At 75.3% G+C, this 17,900-nt stretch carries 16 protein-coding genes; 9 read left to right on the top strand and 7 right to left on the bottom strand.

Annotation, left to right across the window (positions count from 1 at the left end; all coding sequences use genetic code 11):
- Nucleotides 1–20: 20 nt before the first annotated feature.
- Complete coding sequence (locus ACIGHB_RS14095; RefSeq protein WP_399912867.1) at nt 21–3,332, bottom strand: BTAD domain-containing putative transcriptional regulator; 3,312 nt, start codon at nt 3,330–3,332, stop codon at nt 21–23.
- Nucleotides 3,333–3,542: 210 nt separating this feature from the next.
- Here ACIGHB_RS14095 and ACIGHB_RS14090 point away from each other — a divergent pair, with 210 nt between their 5' ends.
- Nucleotides 3,543–4,343 carry a site-2 protease family protein gene (locus tag ACIGHB_RS14090; RefSeq protein ID WP_391073234.1) on the top strand — a complete coding sequence of 267 codons (801 nt, stop codon included), beginning with the start codon at nt 3,543–3,545 and terminating at the stop codon, nt 4,341–4,343.
- On the opposite strand, the gene ACIGHB_RS14085 is transcribed toward ACIGHB_RS14090, so the two are convergent.
- Entirely contained in the window at nt 4,340–4,540 is a 201-nt protein-coding gene (locus ACIGHB_RS14085) for a hypothetical protein (protein WP_399912864.1), read from the bottom strand. The two genes, ACIGHB_RS14090 and ACIGHB_RS14085, sit on opposite strands and share 4 nt — an antisense overlap.
- A gap of 101 nt (nt 4,541–4,641) precedes the next feature.
- Complete coding sequence (gene npdG / locus ACIGHB_RS14080) at nt 4,642–5,340, bottom strand: NADPH-dependent F420 reductase (RefSeq protein WP_399912862.1); 699 nt, start codon at nt 5,338–5,340, stop codon at nt 4,642–4,644.
- A gap of 93 nt (nt 5,341–5,433) precedes the next feature.
- Here npdG and ACIGHB_RS14075 point away from each other — a divergent pair, with 93 nt between their 5' ends.
- Both ACIGHB_RS14075 and ACIGHB_RS14070 read left to right on the top strand, forming a co-directional pair.
- Nucleotides 5,434–6,033, top strand: coding sequence for a hypothetical protein (locus ACIGHB_RS14075; RefSeq protein WP_399912859.1), 600 nt, complete (start codon nt 5,434–5,436; stop codon nt 6,031–6,033).
- 97 nt (nt 6,034–6,130) lie between these two features.
- Nucleotides 6,131–7,456 carry an MFS transporter gene (locus tag ACIGHB_RS14070; protein WP_399912856.1) on the top strand — a complete coding sequence of 442 codons (1,326 nt, stop codon included), beginning with the start codon at nt 6,131–6,133 and terminating at the stop codon, nt 7,454–7,456.
- A 26-nt stretch (nt 7,457–7,482) separates the two neighbouring features.
- Here ACIGHB_RS14070 and ACIGHB_RS14065 read toward each other — a convergent pair whose 3' ends face one another.
- Nucleotides 7,483–7,713 carry a hypothetical protein gene (locus ACIGHB_RS14065; RefSeq protein ID WP_360311884.1) on the bottom strand — a complete coding sequence of 77 codons (231 nt, stop codon included), beginning with the start codon at nt 7,711–7,713 and terminating at the stop codon, nt 7,483–7,485.
- Between the two features lie 61 nt (nt 7,714–7,774).
- Here ACIGHB_RS14065 and map point away from each other — a divergent pair, with 61 nt between their 5' ends.
- Together map and ACIGHB_RS14055 are read left to right on the top strand one after the other, a co-directional pair.
- The gene (gene map / locus ACIGHB_RS14060; protein ID WP_360311882.1) at nt 7,775–8,632 is read left to right on the top strand and encodes a type I methionyl aminopeptidase; all 858 of its coding nucleotides are present in this window, start codon (nt 7,775–7,777) and stop codon (nt 8,630–8,632) included.
- Nucleotides 8,633–8,750: 118 nt separating this feature from the next.
- Nucleotides 8,751–9,401, top strand: a complete 651-nt coding sequence (locus ACIGHB_RS14055) for a biliverdin-producing heme oxygenase (RefSeq protein WP_360311880.1) — start codon at nt 8,751–8,753, stop codon at nt 9,399–9,401.
- Nucleotides 9,402–9,470: 69 nt separating this feature from the next.
- On the opposite strand, the gene ACIGHB_RS14050 is transcribed toward ACIGHB_RS14055, so the two are convergent.
- The 3 genes from ACIGHB_RS14050 to ACIGHB_RS14040 all read right to left on the bottom strand — a co-directional run bounded on the left by ACIGHB_RS14050 (nt 9,471) and on the right by ACIGHB_RS14040 (nt 13,627).
- Nucleotides 9,471–10,148, bottom strand: a complete 678-nt coding sequence (locus ACIGHB_RS14050; protein WP_360311878.1) for a PhzF family phenazine biosynthesis protein — start codon at nt 10,146–10,148, stop codon at nt 9,471–9,473.
- A 149-nt stretch (nt 10,149–10,297) separates the two neighbouring features.
- Nucleotides 10,298–11,974: an HtaA domain-containing protein gene (locus ACIGHB_RS14045; protein WP_399912852.1), complete on the bottom strand. Its 1,677-nt coding sequence runs from the start codon at nt 11,972–11,974 to the stop codon at nt 10,298–10,300.
- Nucleotides 11,975–12,100: 126 nt separating this feature from the next.
- Nucleotides 12,101–13,627 (bottom strand): HtaA domain-containing protein, encoded by a 1,527-nt coding sequence (locus tag ACIGHB_RS14040; RefSeq protein ID WP_399912849.1) that lies wholly within the window; start codon nt 13,625–13,627, stop codon nt 12,101–12,103.
- Nucleotides 13,628–13,764: 137 nt separating this feature from the next.
- On the opposite strand from ACIGHB_RS14040, the gene ACIGHB_RS14035 reads away from it, so the two are divergent.
- The 4 genes from ACIGHB_RS14035 (at nt 13,765) to ACIGHB_RS14020 (ending at nt 17,870) form a co-directional block, all read left to right on the top strand.
- Nucleotides 13,765–14,766, top strand: coding sequence for a hemin ABC transporter substrate-binding protein (locus ACIGHB_RS14035; RefSeq protein WP_399912846.1), 1,002 nt, complete (start codon nt 13,765–13,767; stop codon nt 14,764–14,766).
- Nucleotides 14,763–15,875, top strand: a complete 1,113-nt coding sequence (locus tag ACIGHB_RS14030; RefSeq protein WP_399912843.1) for a FecCD family ABC transporter permease — start codon at nt 14,763–14,765, stop codon at nt 15,873–15,875. Before ACIGHB_RS14035 ends, ACIGHB_RS14030 begins: the two co-directional genes overlap by 4 nt.
- Nucleotides 15,872–16,714: a heme ABC transporter ATP-binding protein gene (locus ACIGHB_RS14025; RefSeq protein WP_399912840.1), complete on the top strand. Its 843-nt coding sequence runs from the start codon at nt 15,872–15,874 to the stop codon at nt 16,712–16,714. The genes ACIGHB_RS14030 and ACIGHB_RS14025 overlap by 4 nt, the downstream gene beginning before the upstream one ends.
- 118 nt (nt 16,715–16,832) lie before the next feature.
- Nucleotides 16,833–17,870 (top strand): hypothetical protein, encoded by a 1,038-nt coding sequence (locus ACIGHB_RS14020; RefSeq protein WP_399912837.1) that lies wholly within the window; start codon nt 16,833–16,835, stop codon nt 17,868–17,870.
- Nucleotides 17,871–17,900: the final 30 nt, after the last annotated feature.

The raw sequence follows: 17,900 nt of genomic DNA, 5'->3' as shown, positions 1-17,900 counted from the left end.
CGGCCCCCTCCGGCGGGGGATCAGAGCTCGGCGCGTCCGGTGATCGCGTCGGCGGCGCGACCGAGCAGGGCGGCGGCCTCCTCAGCGGAGAGGCCGCCGCCCTCGGCGTGCGCCGCGCCGAAGGCGGCGTCGCCCAGCGCCGCGCGGGCCAGCTCCGTCGCCCGCGCCAGGTTCCGCCGCTCCATGCCGGGCTCCAGGTGCCCCTCCGGCACGAGCGCGTCCCGAGCGCCGAGGAGCACGGCCGCCGTCCGCGCGCCCTCGCCCCCGAGCCCGGCGAGCGCCCAGGCCGCCACCACCAGATGGACCCCGGGCATCTGCGGCATCACCATCATCGACAGCGGTCCGAGGGAGCGCGCGTACGCCTCGACGGCGCGCCTCAGCCCGGCCGCGTACTCCTCCTCCAGGACGTCGAGCCAGGCCAGGACGCCGAGCGTGAACCCCTCGAAGACGGAGAGGGTCTCGCTGCTGAACTCCTCCAGGAGGGCCGAGAGGTACTCCCGGGCCTCGCCGGTCCGGCCCGTCCGCCCCAGCGCGATGGCGAGGAACAGCCGCGCGCCGAGCTGGGGTTCGTGCCCGGTGGAGTGGTCGCCGATGATCTCCCGCAGGATCGCCTCCCCCTCCTCGACCCGGCCGGACTCGACCAGGGTGTCGGCGTAGCGGGCGCGCAGCAGCGCCCGCTGCGAGGGGGCCCCGACCTTCTCCGCGTAGCCGATGGCGGCGGCGAAGTCCCGCGCGGCCAGGTCGTAGGCGAGCCGCCGCTCATGGGCCTCGGCGCGGGCGGAGAGCGCCTCGGCGGCGCCCCAGGCGTCCCCGAGCCGCTCGAAGAGGGCCAGGCTCTCGTCGGCGTCCGCGATGGCCCGCTCGGCCCACTGCCCCCGGTTGGCCCGCATGTTGGCGCGCATGTGCAGGATGTGGGCGAGCTCCCACGCGTAGCCGTTGCTGCGGCAGGCGTCCACGGTGACGTCGAGCAGTTCGTGCAGCCGCTCGGGCTCCCCCATGATGAGGACCGCGAAGACGGCGAAGGAGCCGGGGAGCCGGCAGGTCTGCGGCAGTCCCGGCCGGTAGACGGCGGTGATCTCGCGGAGCCGGTCCTGGCCCTCGGGGCTCAGCCAGCGCGCGGTCTCGTGGTCCATGTTGATCAGCTCGACCAGCCGCACCCCGCGCCTGGCCTCCCAGCGCTGCTCCTCGGAGAGCGGCGGCGGGGTGGCCGTGCAGGGCTCGGCGAGCGGGACGAGGGGCGCGGCGGGCGGCGCGAAGGGGTCCGGGCCCAGGGCGGCGACGCTGCGGACGGCGTGGAGGGCGTCGGAGCGGTGGTCGCGCAACTGCCAGTACCAGAGCAGCGCGTGGACGAGCACCAGGGCCTCGTCCTCGTCGCGGGCGGCGACGGCCCGGCCGAGCGCGGTCCGGACGTTGCCGTACTCGGCGTCGAGCCGGACCATCGCGGCGCGCTGCCCCGCCCCGCGCAGCTCCGGGTCGGTGCGGCGGGCGAGTTCGCGGTAGTACGTGAGGTGGGACCGCTCGACGGCCGCCCGCTCCCCCGCCTCCTCCAGCCGTTCCCCGGCGTACTCGGCCACGGTCTCCAGGAGCCGGAAGCGCATCCCGGACTCCTCCGGCGCCGACACCACCAGCGACTTGTCCACGAGGGCGCCCAGCACGTCGAGGACGTCCGCCTCCTCCGGTCCCGCGCAGACCGCCTCGGCGGCCTCCAGGTCGCAGCCGCCGGTGAAGACCGCGAGCCGCCGCAGCACCGCCCGCTCCGGCCCGTCGAGGAGGTCCCACGACCAGTCGACCACCGCCCGCAGCGTCTGCTGGCGCGGCAGCACCGTGCGCGCGCCCGAGGTCAGCAGCCGGAAGCGGTCGTCGAGACGGTCCGCGATCTGCCGCGCCGACAGCACCCGCAGCCGGGCCGCCGCCAGTTCGATCGCCAGCGGCAGCCCGTCGAGGCGCCGCACGATCTCCCGTACCGCCGCCGGGTCCTCCGCCGCGTCGAAGCCGGGCCGCGCCGCCGCGCCCCGCTCGGCGAGGAGCCGCAGAGCCGTCTGCTCCGGCAGCGGGCCCAGGAGGCGCAGCCGCTCCCCCGGCACGCCCAGCGGCTCCCGGCTCGTGGCCAGGATCCGTACGCCCGGACACCGTGCGAGGACGGTCTCCGCCAGCCGGGCCGCCGCCTCCACCAGGTGCTCGCAGTTGTCCAGGAGCAGGAGCATCCGGCGCCCCGCGCAGTGCTCCACGAGGCGGGAGACGGGGTCGGTGGCGGTGCGCAGTTCCTCGGCGCCGGCGCCGCGCAGCACGGTCTCGCGGGCGCCGAGGGCGGCGAGGACGGCCTCGGGGACGGTCTCCGGGTCGCGGACGGGGGCGAGTTCGGCGGCCCAGACGCCGTCGGGCCAGGCGCCGGCGACCCGCTCGGCCGCCTCCTGGGAGAGCCGGGTCTTGCCGGCGCCGCCGGGCCCGAGGAGGGTCACCAGGCGGGCGGCGTCGAGGTCCTGGCGCAGGGCGGCGATCTCCTCGTCGCGCCCGACGAAGGAGGTGAGCCGGGCCCGCAGGTTGCCCAGGGCGGGCGCGGGAGCGGGGGCGGGGGGACGCGTGGGGGCGGGGGGTACGGGCTCCGCCGCCGGGGCGAGCAGCCGCTCGTGGAGGGCCCGCAGCTCGGGGCCCGGGTCGGTGCCGAGGCGGTGGGCGAGGGTCCGGCGGACCTCCTCGTACGCGGCCAGGGCCTCGGCGCCGCGGCCGGTGTCCCGGAGGGCACGGATCCGCAGGATCTGGAGGGGCTCGTCGAGCGGCCGGCCGGCGCAGAGCGCGGTGAGTTCGGGCAGCGCGTCGGCGGCCCGGCCGAGGGCGAGCGCCGCGTCGAGGCGGGTGCGGCGGGCGTCGAGGCGGCGGGCCTCCCAGCGGCCGGCCTCGGCGTGCCGGTCGGGCAGGTCGGCGAGGACGGGCCCGTGCCAGAGGCCCAGGGCCTCGTCGAGGAGCGCGGCGGCCCGCCCGGGGTCCCCGGCGGCGAGCGCGGCGGAGCCGTCGGCGGCGAGCCGTTCGAAGCGGAACAGGTCGACGTCCTCGCGGGCGGCGCCGAGCCGGTAGCCGCCGCCCTCCCCGGACTGCACCCGCTCCCGCCCGAGCGCCTTCCGCAGCCGCCCGACCAGGGCCTGGAGGGCGGCGACGGCGTCGGCGGGCGGTTCGTCGCCGTACCAGACCTCGTCGACGAGCACGGAGACGGGCAGCGTCCGCCCGGGCCGCAGGGCGAGCGCGGTGAGCAGGGCGCGGACGCGCGGCCCGCCGACGGACAGCTCGTCGCCGTCGGCGGTCAGCACACGGGTCGGTCCCAGGAGGCAGTAACGCACGCCCCCATTCTCCGCGAGGTCCACGACCACGCACGGAGGCGGGGGAGGACGGCGGGGGAACGCCGGGCCGGTATCGGTACGCGGCGGGCGCGCGAGGCCCCGGGGGGACCCCGGGCGGCACCCGTACGCCGCGAGTGCGGAGGCCGGGGGAACCCCGGGCGGGACCGGTACGTTCTCCCGCACACAGCCCACGTCCCCGGGGAGTTCGTGATGAGTTCGGCCGTCGTCCGTCGCCACGAGCGGCGGATCAGTCCCGTCTTCCTGGCGGTCCTCGCCGTCATGGCGGTCACCGGATGGGCGGTGTGGACGGACTTCGCGGCCCTGCCCGGGGTGGCGGTCTTCCTCTTCGTCGTCTCGGCGTGGATCGTCTCGCTCTGTCTGCACGAGTACGCGCACGCCCGCACCGCCCTGCACAGCGGGGACACGTCGGTGGGCGCCCGTGGCTACCTCACCCTGAACCCCTTCGCCTACACCCACGCCGTCCTGAGCGTGATCCTGCCCGTGCTCTTCGTGATCATGGGCGGGATCGGTCTGCCGGGCGGTGCCGTCTTCATCGAGCAGGGCCGGATCCGGAGCCGCTGGAAGCAGAGTCTGGTCTCGGCGGCGGGCCCGCTGGCGAACGTGCTGTTCGCGGTCGTGTGCACCGCCCCGTTCTGGCTGGACGCGCTCGACGGGGTGCCGCCCGCGTTCCGGTACGCGCTGGCCTTCCTGGCGTTCCTCCAGGTCACGGCCGCGCTGCTGAACCTGCTGCCGGTGCCGGGCCTCGACGGGTACGGGATCGCCGAGCCCTGGCTGTCGTACGAGCTGAAGCGGAAGATCGCGCCGTACGCGCCGTACGGCTTCTTCGTCGTGATCGGCCTGCTCTTCGTGCCGGCCGTCAACGGCGCCTTCTTCGACGCGGTCGACGCCCTGATGCGCTCGCTCGGCGTCGACGGCCTGAACCGTCTCTGCGGCTCGGAGCTGTTCCGCTTCTGGCAGGGCACCCCGCCCGAGGCGTACTGCCCGCTCTAGCCGGCGACGGCCGCCGTCTCCGCCTCCGCGGCCTTCTCCGCCTTCGCGCGGCGGACGTAGTACCAGGCCATGTTGGAGGAGAGGCCGGCGAGGAGGACCCAGACGATGCCGATGAAGCTGCCGTTGACGAAGGAGATCACGGCGGCGGCGACGGCCAGCGCGCAGACCGCGAGGGCGTAGAGGGCGAGACGGGGCATGGGGGTCGGCTCCTGTCGGGTACGGCTGACGGTGCCCGACCAGTGTCCCCCATGCCCCGAAGCGTCCGTTCTCCGGCTCCGCCCCGGGCGCGGCGGGCGGCTCAGACGTCGGTGACGCGCAGCCCGGCGTGGGCCTTGTAGCGGCGGTTCACCGAGATCAGGTTGGCGACGAGCGACTCGACCTGGTGGGCGTTGCGCAGCCGGCCGGCGAAGACGCCGCGCATGCCGGGGATGCGGCCGGCCAGCGCCTGGACGATCTCGACGTCGGCGCGCTCCTCGCCGAGGACCATCACGTCGGTGTCGATCTCGGCGATCGAGGTGTCCTTGAGGAGGACGGCGGAGAGGTGGTGGAAGGCGGCGGCGACCCGCGAGTCCGGGAGGAGCGCGGCGGCCTGCTCGGCGGCGGAGCCCTCCTCGGGCTTGAGCGCGTAGGCGCCCTTCTTGTCGAAGCCGAGCGGGTTGACGCAGTCGACGACGAGCTTGCCCGCCAGCTCCTCGCGCAGCGACTCCAGCGTCTTGGCGTGCCCGTCCCAGGGCACGGCGACGATGACGACGTCGCTGCGGCGGGCGCACTCGGCGTTGTCGGCGCCCTCGACGCCGTGGCCGATCTCGGCGGCGACGGCCTCGGCCCGGTCGGCGGCGCGGGAGCCGATGATCACCTGCTGGCCGGCGGCGGCGAGACGGTAGGCGAGGCCGCGGCCCTGGTCGCCGGTGCCGCCGAGGACGCCGACGACGAGCCCGGAGACGTCGGGGAGGTCCCAGGGGTCCTTGGGGGTACGGGGAGGAGTCGAGGAAGTCATGGGGCGACCCTACCCACCGGTTCGGGCCCCGTTCGGGTGGATCGGGGACAAGCGGCGGCGCGCGGGGCGTCCGCCGGGGCAGGATGCGGCGCCATGGATGCCGTACGGGTCGCGCTGCTGCGGGAAGTGCTCGCCGGGACGGAGTGGCCGGCGGCCACCCGCCGCTTCGCCGGGGCGCTGCGGGCGTCGGTGGTGCCGCGGCGGGGCGGGCTGCTGCTCGTCGGCACGGAGGAGTACGAGCCCTGGCACCTGGCCGCGCACCTGGTGGACGAGGCGGCCTGGTCGGGGCTGCCCGAGCTGGCGCCGACGCTGGTGCGGCACCGGGCGCGGCCGGGCGACCCGGCGCACCTGGCGGTCGGCCTGGGCCGGCTCGAAGCGGCGGGGCGGGGCGCGACCCTGCTGGTCGTGGCCCCGAAGCGGCCCGGGGCGGGCCTCCTCCAGCGGGTCCACGACGCGCGGCGGGCGGGGGCGACGGTGCTGTCGCTGGAGGGCGGGGACGCGGAGGTGCGGGGGCTCGCGCACGAGGCGCTCACGGTCGGGGAGGAGACGGGTCTCGACCTCGACACCGTCCAGCACCTGGTGAGCGCGGCGGCGGGGGAGAACGCGCTGCCGTCCCCGCGCGGGCGCCGCTTCCGCGACCGCCTCTCCGTGCTGGCCGACCGGCTCACCTCGCCGCCCCCCACCCGGTGGTGACATCACCGCCCCCCGGTGGTGACCTCACCGCCCCCACCCGGTGGTGACACGGAATTCGGTTGCCCCGGGCGATCGTCGGAGCGGAACATGGCTCCTCGTGTCCTCCCCCACTCCCTCCCCCACTCCCCGCACGCTCCGCGCCCGGCTCACCGCGCTGCTCCCCGACACCGCTCCCTGGCGGTCCTCACGGGACTTCCGGCTGCTGTGGGGGCAGGGGCTCGTCACCTTCTTCGCCAGCGCGATGGCGATGGTCGCGCTGCCGCTCCAGATCAAGGAGCTGACGGACTCGCCGCTCGCCGTGGGCGCGATGGGCGCGGTGGAGCTGGTGCCGCTGGTGGTCTTCGGGCTGTACGGCGGGGCGCTGGCGGACGCGGTGGACCGGCGGCGGGTGATCATCGCCACCGAGGCCGGCCTCGGGCTGCTCGCGCTGCTGCTGTTCCTGAACTCGCTGCTCGACGAGCCGCTGCTGTGGCCGCTGTACGTGGTCGCGGCCGGGGTGTCGGCGCTGGCCGGGCTCCAGCGGCCCGCGCTCGACTCGCTGATGGCGCGGATCGTGCCGCACGCGCAGCAGACCGCCGCCGCCGCGCTGAACTCGCTGCGCTGGCAGCTGGGCGCGATCGCGGGCCCCTCGCTGGCGGGCCTGGTGGTGGCCTACGCGGGGCACGCCCCGGCGTACGCGGTGACGCTGGCCGGCTTCGCGGTGTCGGTGCTGATGTGCCGGCGCCTGTCCCCCGCGCCGCCGGCGCGCGACGCGGAGAAGCCGTCGCTGCGGTCGATCGCGGAGGGCGCCCGGTACGCCTGGTCGCGGCCGGTGCTGCTGGGCACGTACGCGATCGACCTGGCGGCGATGTTCTTCGCCTTCCCGAACGCGATCTTCCCCTTCCTGGCGGACGACCTGGACGCGCCCTGGGCGCTGGGCCTGATGTACGCGGCCGGTTCGGTCGGCTCGCTGGTGCTCGGGCTGACCAGCGGCTGGACGTCGAAGGTGCGGCGGCACGGGCTCCTCGTGGCCGGCGGCGCGGCGGGCTGGGGCCTGGCGATCGCGGGCGCGGGCTGGTTCGGGAACGTGTGGCTGGTGCTGCTGTGCCTGGCGATCGCGGGCGCGGGCGACATGCTGAGCGGGCTCGGCCGGTCGACGATCTGGAACCAGACGATCCCGGAGGAGCTGCGCGGCCGGCTCGCGGGCATCGAGGTGCTGTCGTACAGCGTGGGCCCGCAGCTCGGCCAGGTGCGGGCGGGCGTGATGGCGGGCTGGACCGGCACGCGTACCGCCGTGTGGGCGGGCGGTGTGGCCTGTGTGGCCTCCGTGGGCCTGCTGTGCGTGGCGCTGCCGAAGCTGCTCCGGTACGACTCGGCCACCGACGAGGACGCGCTGCGCCGCAAGGCCCAGCAGGAGGCGACGGCGGGGGCCGGGGCCGGGTAGCGGGCCCCGGCCCCGGCCGCGCGCCGTCAGTCCCGGCCCTCGTCGGGGCGGGGCGCGTCGTGCCAGCGCGGGTCGGTCTCCCACTCCAGGTTCCGCTCGCGGGCGGTCTCCATGGCGTGGGACGCCTCCTCACGGGTGGCGTAGGGGCCGAATCGGTTCTTCGCCGGGCAATCGGGCCCTTCCTCGACCTTCTTGTGCTCCAGGCAGTAGTACCACTCGCCCGCCTTCGGGGCGGTGCGCTTCTTGAACAGGGCCATCGTCGTCGGCTCCTTCCCTCGGGACCATGCTGCCCCAGACGCGGTCGTTAGACTCGCTGGTATGTCTGGCCAGTCGCTTCTCGTTCCGGGGGAGCTCTCCCCCACCCGCTCCGTCCCGGGCTCGATCCGCCGCCCCGAGTACGTCGGGAAGCCCGCCCCCACCCCGTACACGGGGCCCGAGGTGCAGGATTCCGACACCATCGAGCGGATGCGGACCGCCGGCCGCATCGCCGCGCAGGCGATGGAGGAGGCCGCCAAGCACATCGCCCCGGGCGTCACCACCGACGAGCTCGACCGGGTCGCGCACGAGTTCCTGTGCGACCACGGCGCCTATCCGTCGACCCTCGGCTACCGGGGCTTCCCCAAGTCGCTCTGCTCCTCGGTGAACGAGGTCATCTGTCACGGCATCCCCGACTCCACGGTGCTGCGTGACGGCGACATCGTGAACCTGGACGTCACCGCGTACATCGGCGGTGTCCACGGCGACAACAACGCCACCTATCTGTGCGGCGACGTCGACGAGGAGTCCCGGCTCCTCGTCGAGCGGACCCGGGAGTCGCTGAACCGCGCGATCAAGGCGGTGAAGCCGGGACGGCAGATCAACATCATCGGCCGGGTCATCGAGTCGTACGCCAAGCGGTTCGGCTACGGCGTCGTGCGGGACTTCACCGGGCACGGCATCAACTCGTCCTTCCACTCCGGCCTGATCGTCCCGCACTACGACTCGCCCCACCACACCACCGTCATCCAGCCCGGCATGACCTTCACGATCGAGCCGATGCTGACCCTCGGCACCCACGAGTACGACATGTGGGAGGACGGCTGGACCGTGGTGACCAAGGACCGCAAGCGGACCGCGCAGTTCGAGCACACGCTGGTGGTCACCGAGACGGGAGCGGAGATTCTTACGTTGCCCTGACCGCCCACGCGGGTACATCCTTTACCGACAGGTCGTCGGGAACCAGTTGACTTAGGTAAGCCTAACCTTGCAAAATCGGGTCAACTGGTTCTCGCCCCATCGGTCCCGGAGGCACGCCTTGGACACGCCCTTCTCCACCCTGATCCGCACGGCCTCGCACGAGCAGCACACGGAGGCGGAGACCTCGTCCTTCATGGGCGACCTCCTCGGCGGACGGCTGGGCGTGGACGCCTACGCCCGCTACACCGAACAGCTCTGGTTCGTGTACCGGGCCCTGGAGGAGGGCGCGGAGGTCCTGCGCGAGGACCCGGTCGCCGGGCCGTTCATACAGCCCGAGCTCTTCCGCACGACCGCCCTGGAGGCGGACCTCGCCCATCTGCGCGGCCCGGAGTGGCGCTCCGGCGTCTCGGCGCTGCCGGCCACCGTGGCGTACGCGGAGCGGGTCGCCGAGTGCGCCCGCAGCTGGCCCGCCGGGTACGTCGCCCACCACTACACGCGCTACCTGGGCGACCTGTCGGGCGGCCAGATCATCCGCGACAAGGCCGAGCGGACCTGGGGCTTCGACCGCAAGGGCGACGGCGTGCGGTTCTACGTCTTCGACGCGATCGGCAACCCGGCGGCGTTCAAGCGGGCCTACCGCGAGCTCCTCGACGGGGTGAACGCGGACGACCTGGAGAAGCAGCGGATCGTCGACGAGTGCAAGCGCGCCTTCGCCTTCAACACCGCCGTCTTCCGCGAGCTGGGCGGCGAGTTCCCGCTGAGCGCGTGAGACCGGCGGGGCACGCTCAGCGCATGCGCCCCGGGGACACGCTCAGCGCGTGAGACCGGCGGGGCACGCTCAGCGCGTGAGCGTGCCCTCCAGGCGGACCCGTCCGCCCAACTCCACGATGCCGTCAGGGCCGGGGGCAGTGAGCAGCTGCGAACCCCGGCCCTGCGTGATGTTCAGGGCCCGGCCCAGCTCGGCGGTGAGCAGCAGCGCCGCCGCGCCGGTGGCCTCGTCCTCCTCGATGCCGTCGCCCCGCCCGGGGAAGGCCCGCGCCCGGATCCGCCCGGCCGCCTCCTCCTCCCACGCCCAGGCGTAGATCCATTCGCCCGGCGGCGGCACCTCCAGGGCCTCCACCTCGGCGGCGGAGCCGTACCGGCGCAGGGTGCGCGGCGGCGCCCACTCGGCGCGGGCCTCGATCCAGGTGAACTCGCCGTCGCCGCGCACCCAGACCTCGCCCGCCGGCGGGTGGACGACCTCCAGGTCGAGCAGCCAGGCGGCGCCGACGAGCGGGTGTCCGGCGAAGGGGAGCCGCAGTCCCGGGGTGTAGATGTCGACGACACCGCGCTCGGGGTCGTCGACGAACACGGTCTCGCTGAAGCCGAGTTCCTTGGCGAGCGCCTGCCGGGACGCCTCGTCGGGGTGGGTGCGCCCGTCCCGTACGACGCCGAGGGCGTTGCCGTGGCGGCCGTCGCCCGCGCAGAAGACCCGCAGGACGTCGATCTCCGTGACGTCGGTGGCAGTCGTGTTCATGGCGGAATTGAACCATCCAGGGGCATGCGGCAGGGCCGCACTTCCGTTTCCGGGGTGCGGCCCTGCCTGGTGGGGGGTGGCGGTCTTCGGGTTCTTCTGGTTCTTCTGGCTTCTTCGGGTTCTTCGGTTCTTCGGTTGGCGCGGGCCCGTCAGCCCTCGGCGCCGCCGGTGCGGCGGCGGGCGGCGACGACGACGGCACCGCCGGCCGCGACGATGAGCGCGGCGGCGCCGGCCAGCAGGCCGGTGGGGGTCGAGGAGCCGGTGGCGGCGAGGGCGCCGGAGCCGCCGGCGGTGCCTCCGCCGCCGACCGTGCCCGCGCCGGTGGTGCCGCCGCCGGTGGTGGAGCCCGCCGTGCCCGCGCCGGTGGTGCCGGTCGAGCCCCCGGAGCCGCCCGCGGAGCCCGCGGTGCCGGTGGAGCCGGTGGAGCCCGTCGAGCCCGCGGGCGGCAGGGTGGCGTCCTTGTCCAGGGCGAGGGAGACGGTCACCGGCTCCAGGGCGAGGCCCGCGTCGTAGAAGGACGCGCCGCCGGGGGCGGCGAAGAGGGCGGCGCCGTCGGCGGTCAGCTTCGCCGGGAGCGCGGCGAGGGTGACGACGCCGTCCTTCGGGGTCCAGTCGGCCTTGGCCAGGTCGAGCTCGGCGAAGCGCACGCCCTTCTCGGTGCCGTCGGCGGTGGTGACGTCGGCGGTGATGCTGCCCTTGGTGCCGTCGGCGGCGATCTTCACGCCGCCGATCCGCCAGTCGATGCCGTGCGCGGCGCAGACGAAGTCGACGCGGCCGGTGAAGGAGGCGGCGAGGGTGCGGGCGTCCGCGTCGAGCTCGGCCTCGTCGACCTGGAAGGCGTACGCGGAACCGGACTTGGTCGCCCCGGCGGCCGGGGTGACGGTGCCGCCGCAGCGCTCGTCGACGTACACCCGCCAGCGCTCCAGGACGCCCCAGGTGAGCCGGCCCGCGACGACGCCGGGCTCCTCGGCGGGCGCGGTCGTGGTGGAGGTCGGGCTCGGCGCGGAGGTGGTCGGGGCGGTGGTGGTGGGCGCGGTGGTGGGCGCGGTGGTGGTGGGGGCCGTCGTGGGGGTGGTCGGCGCGGTGGTGGGCGGGGTGGTCGGGGGCGTGGTCGGCGGGGTCGTCGTCGGCGTGGCGGTGGGCGGGGTGGTCGGCGGCGTGGTGGGCGGGGTCGGGCGGGCGCCGGCCTTCACCGTGAAGGTGGCGGCGTCGAGGGCGTCGCCCTCCTTGTAGAACCCGGCGAACGCGGCGGCGCCCTTCTCGGTGAGCTTGGCCGGTATGTCCTTGAAGACCATCGTGCCGCCGGCGCCCTGGCCGGGACGGATGCCGGTCATGTCGAGCGCGGCGAAGGAGACGTCGTTGCGGGTGGTGAAGGTGCCGTCCTTCTCCTTGGTGACGACGTCGGCGGTGATCTCGCCGGTCGGGGCGGCGGAGCCGGTGGTCTTGAGCCTGACGTCCGAGATGCGGATGTCGAGGACGCCCTCGTGCGCCTCGAAGTGGACGCCGCCCTTGAACGCGGTGGCGGTGGCGTGGCTCGTCATGTCGTAGGTGCCGGTGCCGTCGACGAAGGTGAAGACGCCGTTGCCCGGTGCCTGGGTCGCGCCGCCCTCCATCGTCGTCCTGCCCTTGGAGAAGGGCTGCGCGAGGTAGTTGCGGAAGGACTGCTTGATGCCCCAGTCCAGGGTGCCCTCCACGAGGGGCAGCGGTGGGGCCGGGGTGTCGGCGGCGGCCGCGGGGAGCGCGAGGGTCAGGGCCCCGGCGCTCAGGGCGGCGGCCGTGGTGACGGCGGCGGCCAGGGTGACGGGGCGGCGCATACGGGTGGCCATGTCGGGTGGTCTCCTAGGCGGGAACGGGGGGGTTCGGGGGGTGTGCGGGGGCGCACGAGGGTGTGGGGGGCCACCGCACGGGCGTCTCGCGCGGCCGGTGCGGGGGGGCTCTGGGGAGGGGGGAGGTCAGTCGGTGGGCTCGGGCGCCTCGGTCGTGCCGGCCGGGCCGGCCGGGCCGGGGTCGGTCTGTCCGGTCGCGCCGGCCTGTCCGGTCGTGTCGGCCGGGACCGTGGTGCCGCGCCGGCGGAGGAGGAGGTACGCGGCGGCGGCGACGGCCAGGAGGCCCGCGCCGATCCCCGCGTAGACGCCGACCGGGGTGCCGGAGTCCGAGGAGGCGGCGGCGGTCACCGGCGCGGCGGAGGCCGAGGGGCTCGTGGTGGCCGGTGAGGTGGCGGCGGACGGGGTGGCCGTGGGCTCGCTGCCGAGGTCGGGCAGGGCCGGGAGTGCGGCGCCCGCGTCGACGGCGACGGCGAGGGAGACCGGGTCCATCACGGTGCCCGCCTTGTACATCCCGCCGAAGGCGCGGGCGCCGCCCTCGGTGAGGGTGGCGGGCGCCTCGGTGACGACGGCGAGGCCGTTCTTCGGCGCGAGACCGCGGGCGGGGAAGGTGACGAGGGGCACCTTCTTCTCGGTCTTCCCGGCGCTGGTGACATCGGCGGCGAGGGTGCCGGTGCCGCCGGTCACCTTGACGGTGACCCGGGCGAGGGTGAGGTCGAGGTGGGTGCCGGTGAAGCGGACGCTGCCGGCGAAGGCGGCGTCGAGGGTGCCCGCCTCGGGGTCGAAGCGGCCGGTGCCGGAGGGGAAGCGGAAGAGGGCTCCGCCGTCCTGGGCTCCGTCGGCGAGGGTCCACTCGCCCTGCGCGATGGCGCCGGTGACGTACTCGCGGAAGGTGCGGCGGACGCCCCAGTCGACGGCGGCGGTCTTCAGCGCCGGGCCGGCGCTCGCCGTGGCCTTCGGGGTGGCCGTGGCGGGCGCGGTCGTCGGCGGGGCGGTCGTGGCGGGGGCGGTGGACGGGGCCTTGGTGGGCTGTGCGGCCCGGACGTCCACGGTGAGGCTGATCGGGTCGAGCGCGGTGCCGGCCGGGTAGTAGCCGGCGAAGGCGGTGGCGCCCTGGGCGGTGAGCGTGGCGGGGACGTTGGCGAGCGAGACGGGGCCGGTGGCGCCGCGCATGTCGATCCCGCCGAGGTTCAGGGTGGCGAGCGGGACCTGGGACCTGACGGTCATGGCCCCGCTGCCCTTGGCCTTGCTCGCCATGTCGGCGTAGAGGGTGCCGGCGCCGGCCTGGACGCGGACCCGGGGCCGGCTGATGGTGAGGTCGAGCTCGTTCGTGCCGTCGGCCTTGCGGTGTCCCGTGAAGTGGACGCCACCGCCGAAGGCGGCTTCGAAGGCGCCCGTGGCGGGGTCGTACGCACCCTGCGCGGAGTGGAAGCGGAACTGGGAGCCGACCGTGGCGGCGCCGCCGGTGAGGTTCCAACTGCCCTGCGCGATGGGCCCGGTGACGTAACCCTGGAACGAGGACTTGATGCCCCAGTCGAGTCGGCCGCCCTGTACGGGGCGGCTCTCCGCGTGGGCGCCGGCGGCCGGCACGAGGGCGGCGAGCAGGGCCGCGAACAGGGTCACGGCGAGCGCGCGGCAGGGTCTGGACAGCAGCATGGGGCACCCCTCCGAGGGCTAGCGGGTGAGGTAAGGCTAACCTAAGCTATCCCTGATCCCGGCGGGAACCCCTTCACGGAAAGCCGGGCCACGGCCTCGAAGACGAACTCCGAAGCGGAACGACAGGACGGTGTCCGGTGCGCAGAACTCGCCTCGCGGGAGCGCTGACAGCAGTAATCGCCCTCGCCCTCACGGCGACCGGGTGCGGCGGCGGGAACACCCCGAAGGCGGCCCCCGCCGCGAAGGCGTCGGCCGCCCCCGACCGGGTCGAACCGCTCTCCTCCCCCGCCTCCCCCCGACTCCCCGTCACCGTCGGCTCCGCCGACGGGCGGCGGGTGACCGTCGGCTCCGCGGAGCGGATCGTGCCGCTCAGCGGCTCGCTCAGCGAGATCGTCTTCACCCTCGGCCTCGGCGACCGCGTCGTGGCCCGGGACGTCACCGCCACCTTCGAACAGGCCGCGGACCTCCCCGTGGTGACCCGCGCCCACGACGTCTCCGCCGAGAGCGTCCTCTCCCTGAAGCCGACCCTCGTCCTCGCCGAGTCCACGACGGGACCGGCCGAGGCGATCGCCCAGATCCGCGACGCCGGCGTCCCGCTCGTCGTCGTCCCGGCCGCGAAGGACCTCGACGACGTCGGCAGCCGCATCGACGACGTGGCCGCCGCCCTCGGCGTGCCCGCCGCCGGCGAGGAGCTGCGCGAGCGCACCACCGAACGCCTCGACGCCGTACGGGAGAAGATCCCCGCCCACGCCGACCGGCCGCGCGTCGCCTTCCTCTACGTGCGCGGCTCGGCCGCCGTCTACCTCCTCGGCGGCGCCGAGTCCGGGGCGAGCTCGCTCCTGGAGGCGGCCGGCGCGGTCGACGCGGGCAAGGAGTCGGGGCTGAGGAAGGACTTCACCCCCATCACCACCGAGGCGCTCGCCCAGGCCGCGCCCGACGCGATCCTCGTCATGACCAAGGGGCTCCAGTCCGTCGGCGGCGTCGACGGACTGGTGAAGATCCCCGGCGTCGCCGAGACCCCCGCCGGCGCCGACCGCCGGGTCGTCTCCGTCGACGACGGCGTCCTCCTCAACTACGGCCCGCGCACCGACCAGGTGCTCGCCTCCCTCGTGGACCAGCTGTACGGGGAGAAGAAGTGACGGCGCTCCAGGAACGGGCCGCCTCCCCCGCGGACCCGACGGCCGCCGAGGCCCCCGGGAAGCCCCCCGGCCCCGCGCCCCGCCGGGGCCGCACCGCGCTGCTCACCGGCGGGCTGCTCGCCGCGCTGCTGCTGCTCGCCCTGCTGTCGGCCGGCATCGGCGCGTACGAGATCCCGCTCGGTGACGTCCTCGCCTCGGCCCGGCACCGGATCGGCCTCGGCGGGCATCCGCTCGACCGGACCGCCGAGAGCGTGCTGTGGAACATCCGGCTGCCCCGGGTGGTGCTCGCCCTCCTCGTCGGCGCCTCCCTCGGCTGCGCGGGCGCCCTGATGCAGGGCGTCTTCGGCAATCCGCTCGCCGAACCCGGCGTCATCGGCATCTCGTCCGGCGCCGCCGTCGGCGCGGTCGGCGCGATCGTGCTCGGCGCCGGCTTCCTCGGCACCTGGACGGTGACCGCCTTCGCCTTCGCCGGCGGGCTCGTCACCGTGGTGCTGGTGTACGCGATGTCCCGCTCGGGCGGCCGGACGGAGGTCGTCACGCTGATCCTCACCGGCATCGCCGTGACCGCCTTCGCGGGCGCCCTCATCGGGCTCTTCATCTTCTTCGCGGACAACGCGCAGATCAGCCAGATCACCTTCTGGCAGCTGGGTTCGCTGGCGCAGGCGACCTGGCCGAAGGTGCTCGCGGTGCTGCCGTGCGCGCTGCTCGGCCTCGCCGTCGCCCCGCTCTACGCCCGCCGCCTCGACCTGCTCGCGCTCGGCGAGCGGCCCGCCCGGCACCTGGGCGTGGAGGTGGAGCGGCTGCGGATCGCGCTGATCCTGGTGGTGGCGCTGCTGACGGCGGCGGCGGTCGCGGTCTCCGGCATCGTGACCTTCGTCGGCCTGGTGATCCCGCATGTGCTGCGGATGGCGAACGGCCCCGGCCACCGCTTCCTGATCCCCGGCAGCGCGCTCGGCGGCGCGGTCGCGCTCACCGCCGGCGATCTGGCGGCCCGCACCCTCGCGGCCCCCGCCGAACTCCCCCTGGGCGTCCTCACCGCCCTCATCGGCAGCCCGTTCTTCTTCTGGCTGCTCCGCAGGACCCGCAGGAAGCAGGGTGGTTGGGCGTGATCGACGTGTTCAGGAGACGTACGAAGGCGCTGCCGGCGCCCGTGGAGCCCGGCGGACCCGTCGCCGAGGCGGACGGGATCCGGGTGGTGCGGGGGCGGCGGGCCGTCCTCGACGGGGCCCGGATCGAGGTGCGCGCCGGCGAGGTGCTGGCCCTGGTGGGGCCCAACGGGGCCGGGAAGTCCACGCTGCTGTCCGTGCTCGCCGGAGACCTGACCCCCGAGGCGGGGACGGTACGGATCGGGGGCCGGGCCGCCGGCGGGTGGAGCGCGCCCGAACTGGCGCTGCGCCGGGCGGTGCTGCCGCAGACCGCCGAACTGTCCTTCCCCTTCCCGGTGGCCGACGTGGTCCGGATGGGCCGCGCCCCGTGGGCCGGGACCGCGCGGGAGGCGGACGACGAGGCGGCGGTGGCGGAGGCGATGGCCGCGACCGAGGTGACGGAGTTCGCCGCCCGCCCGTTCTCCGCGCTGTCCGGCGGCGAGCGGGCCCGGGTGGCCCTGGCCAGGGTGCTGGCCCAGCGGACCGGGCTGCTGCTGCTCGACGAGCCGACGGCCGCGCTCGACCTGCGCCACCAGGAGCTGGTGCTGCGGATCTGCCGGGAGCGGGCGGCGGCCGGGGACGCGGTGGTGGTCGTCCTGCACGACCTGGGGCTCGCGGCGGCGCACGCGGACCGGGTGGGCATCGTGCACGGCGGCGGGGTCGCCGCCGACGGGCCGCCCGCCGAGGTGTTCGGCGAGGAGCTGCTGAGCAGGGTCTACCGGCAGCCGGTGGAGGTCTTCCCGCACCCGCGCACCGGCGTCCCCCAGGTCGTCCCGCGACGCCCCTCTCCGGACGGGTCCTGAGCGCCGACGGCCCCTCAGGTCACGGTGTGGGCGCTGTATCCGGTCCCGGCGCTCGCGCCCTTCCCCGCCCCGATAGGGTCGGGTCCGTCCGTGCGCGTGGAGAAGCAGAAGGCGACCGATGAGAAGGCTGAGGCTGGAGCGGCAGACCGGGCGGTCCGGGGAGCCGCGGGGACGGCGTCCCGCGAGGGCCCTGGCGTCCGTCGCCGCGGTGACCGCGGTGGCGCTGACGGCGAGCGGCTGTGTGACCGTCCACGGCGAGACCGCGGTCGTGCCGGGTGCGACGGCGGACGAGGCGACGGCGGCGCTGGCCGGTTTCGTCACCGCGTTCAACCGGGCCGACAAGGCGAACGACCCGGCGCTCGACGCGAGCCGGGTGACCGGGCCGCTGGGGGCGATCAACCAGGCCGGCCTGAAGTCGAAGTCGGTGACCCAGCCGGGCGGCAACCCGGACCACAAGCCGCTGGAGCTGCGCGACGCCCGCTTCCTGGTGCCGAGGAAGGCGGGCTGGCCGCGCTGGTTCGTCGCGGACACCGACGCCAACCGGGACGACGGCACGGCCGCGGCGGGGAACCGCTGGCTGGTGGCCTTCGTCCGCAACGGCCCGGACGAGGAGTGGAAGGCCGCGCACCTGGTGATCCTCGGCCCGGACGAGGTGCCCGAGTTCGCCGAGGCGGAGGGGGACGAGGTGCCGGTCGAGGCCGGATCGGACGCGGTCGCGGTCGCCCCCGGCGAGCTGAGCGAGCGGTACGCCGCGTATCTGAAGGACGGCGGGGCGAGTCCGTTCGCCGCCGGTCCGCACACCACCGAGTGGCGCGACAAGCGGGCCCGTACCGCCCAGCGCCCCGGCCTGGCCACGCAGTTCATCGACCGGGAGGCCGACACGGGCGACTTCGCGCCGCTGGCGCTGGGGACGAAGGACGGCGGGGCGCTGGTCTTCTTCGCGAGCCGCCACTTCGAGCGGCAGACGACGGCGAAGGGCTACCGGCCGAAGGTGGGCCCCGAGCTGCGGGCGCTGATGAAGGGCGAGGTCGTCAACACGGTCACCAAGGAGTGGGTGTCGAGCCAGGTCGTCCTGGTGAAGCCGGCGGGCACGGAGAAGGACGCGGTCACGTTCGCGGGCCGGCTCCAGGGCGTGGTGGCGGTCGAGGGCTCGTAACCCGGTCCAAACCCCCGCCCTCGCTCTGTC

It is taken from the genome of Streptomyces sp. NPDC085460 (assembly GCF_044541975.1).
GTDB lineage: Bacteria > Actinomycetota > Actinomycetes > Streptomycetales > Streptomycetaceae > Streptomyces.
The sequence above is the reverse complement of the archived record's forward strand: the minus strand, read 5'-3'. Positions and strand labels throughout refer to the sequence as shown.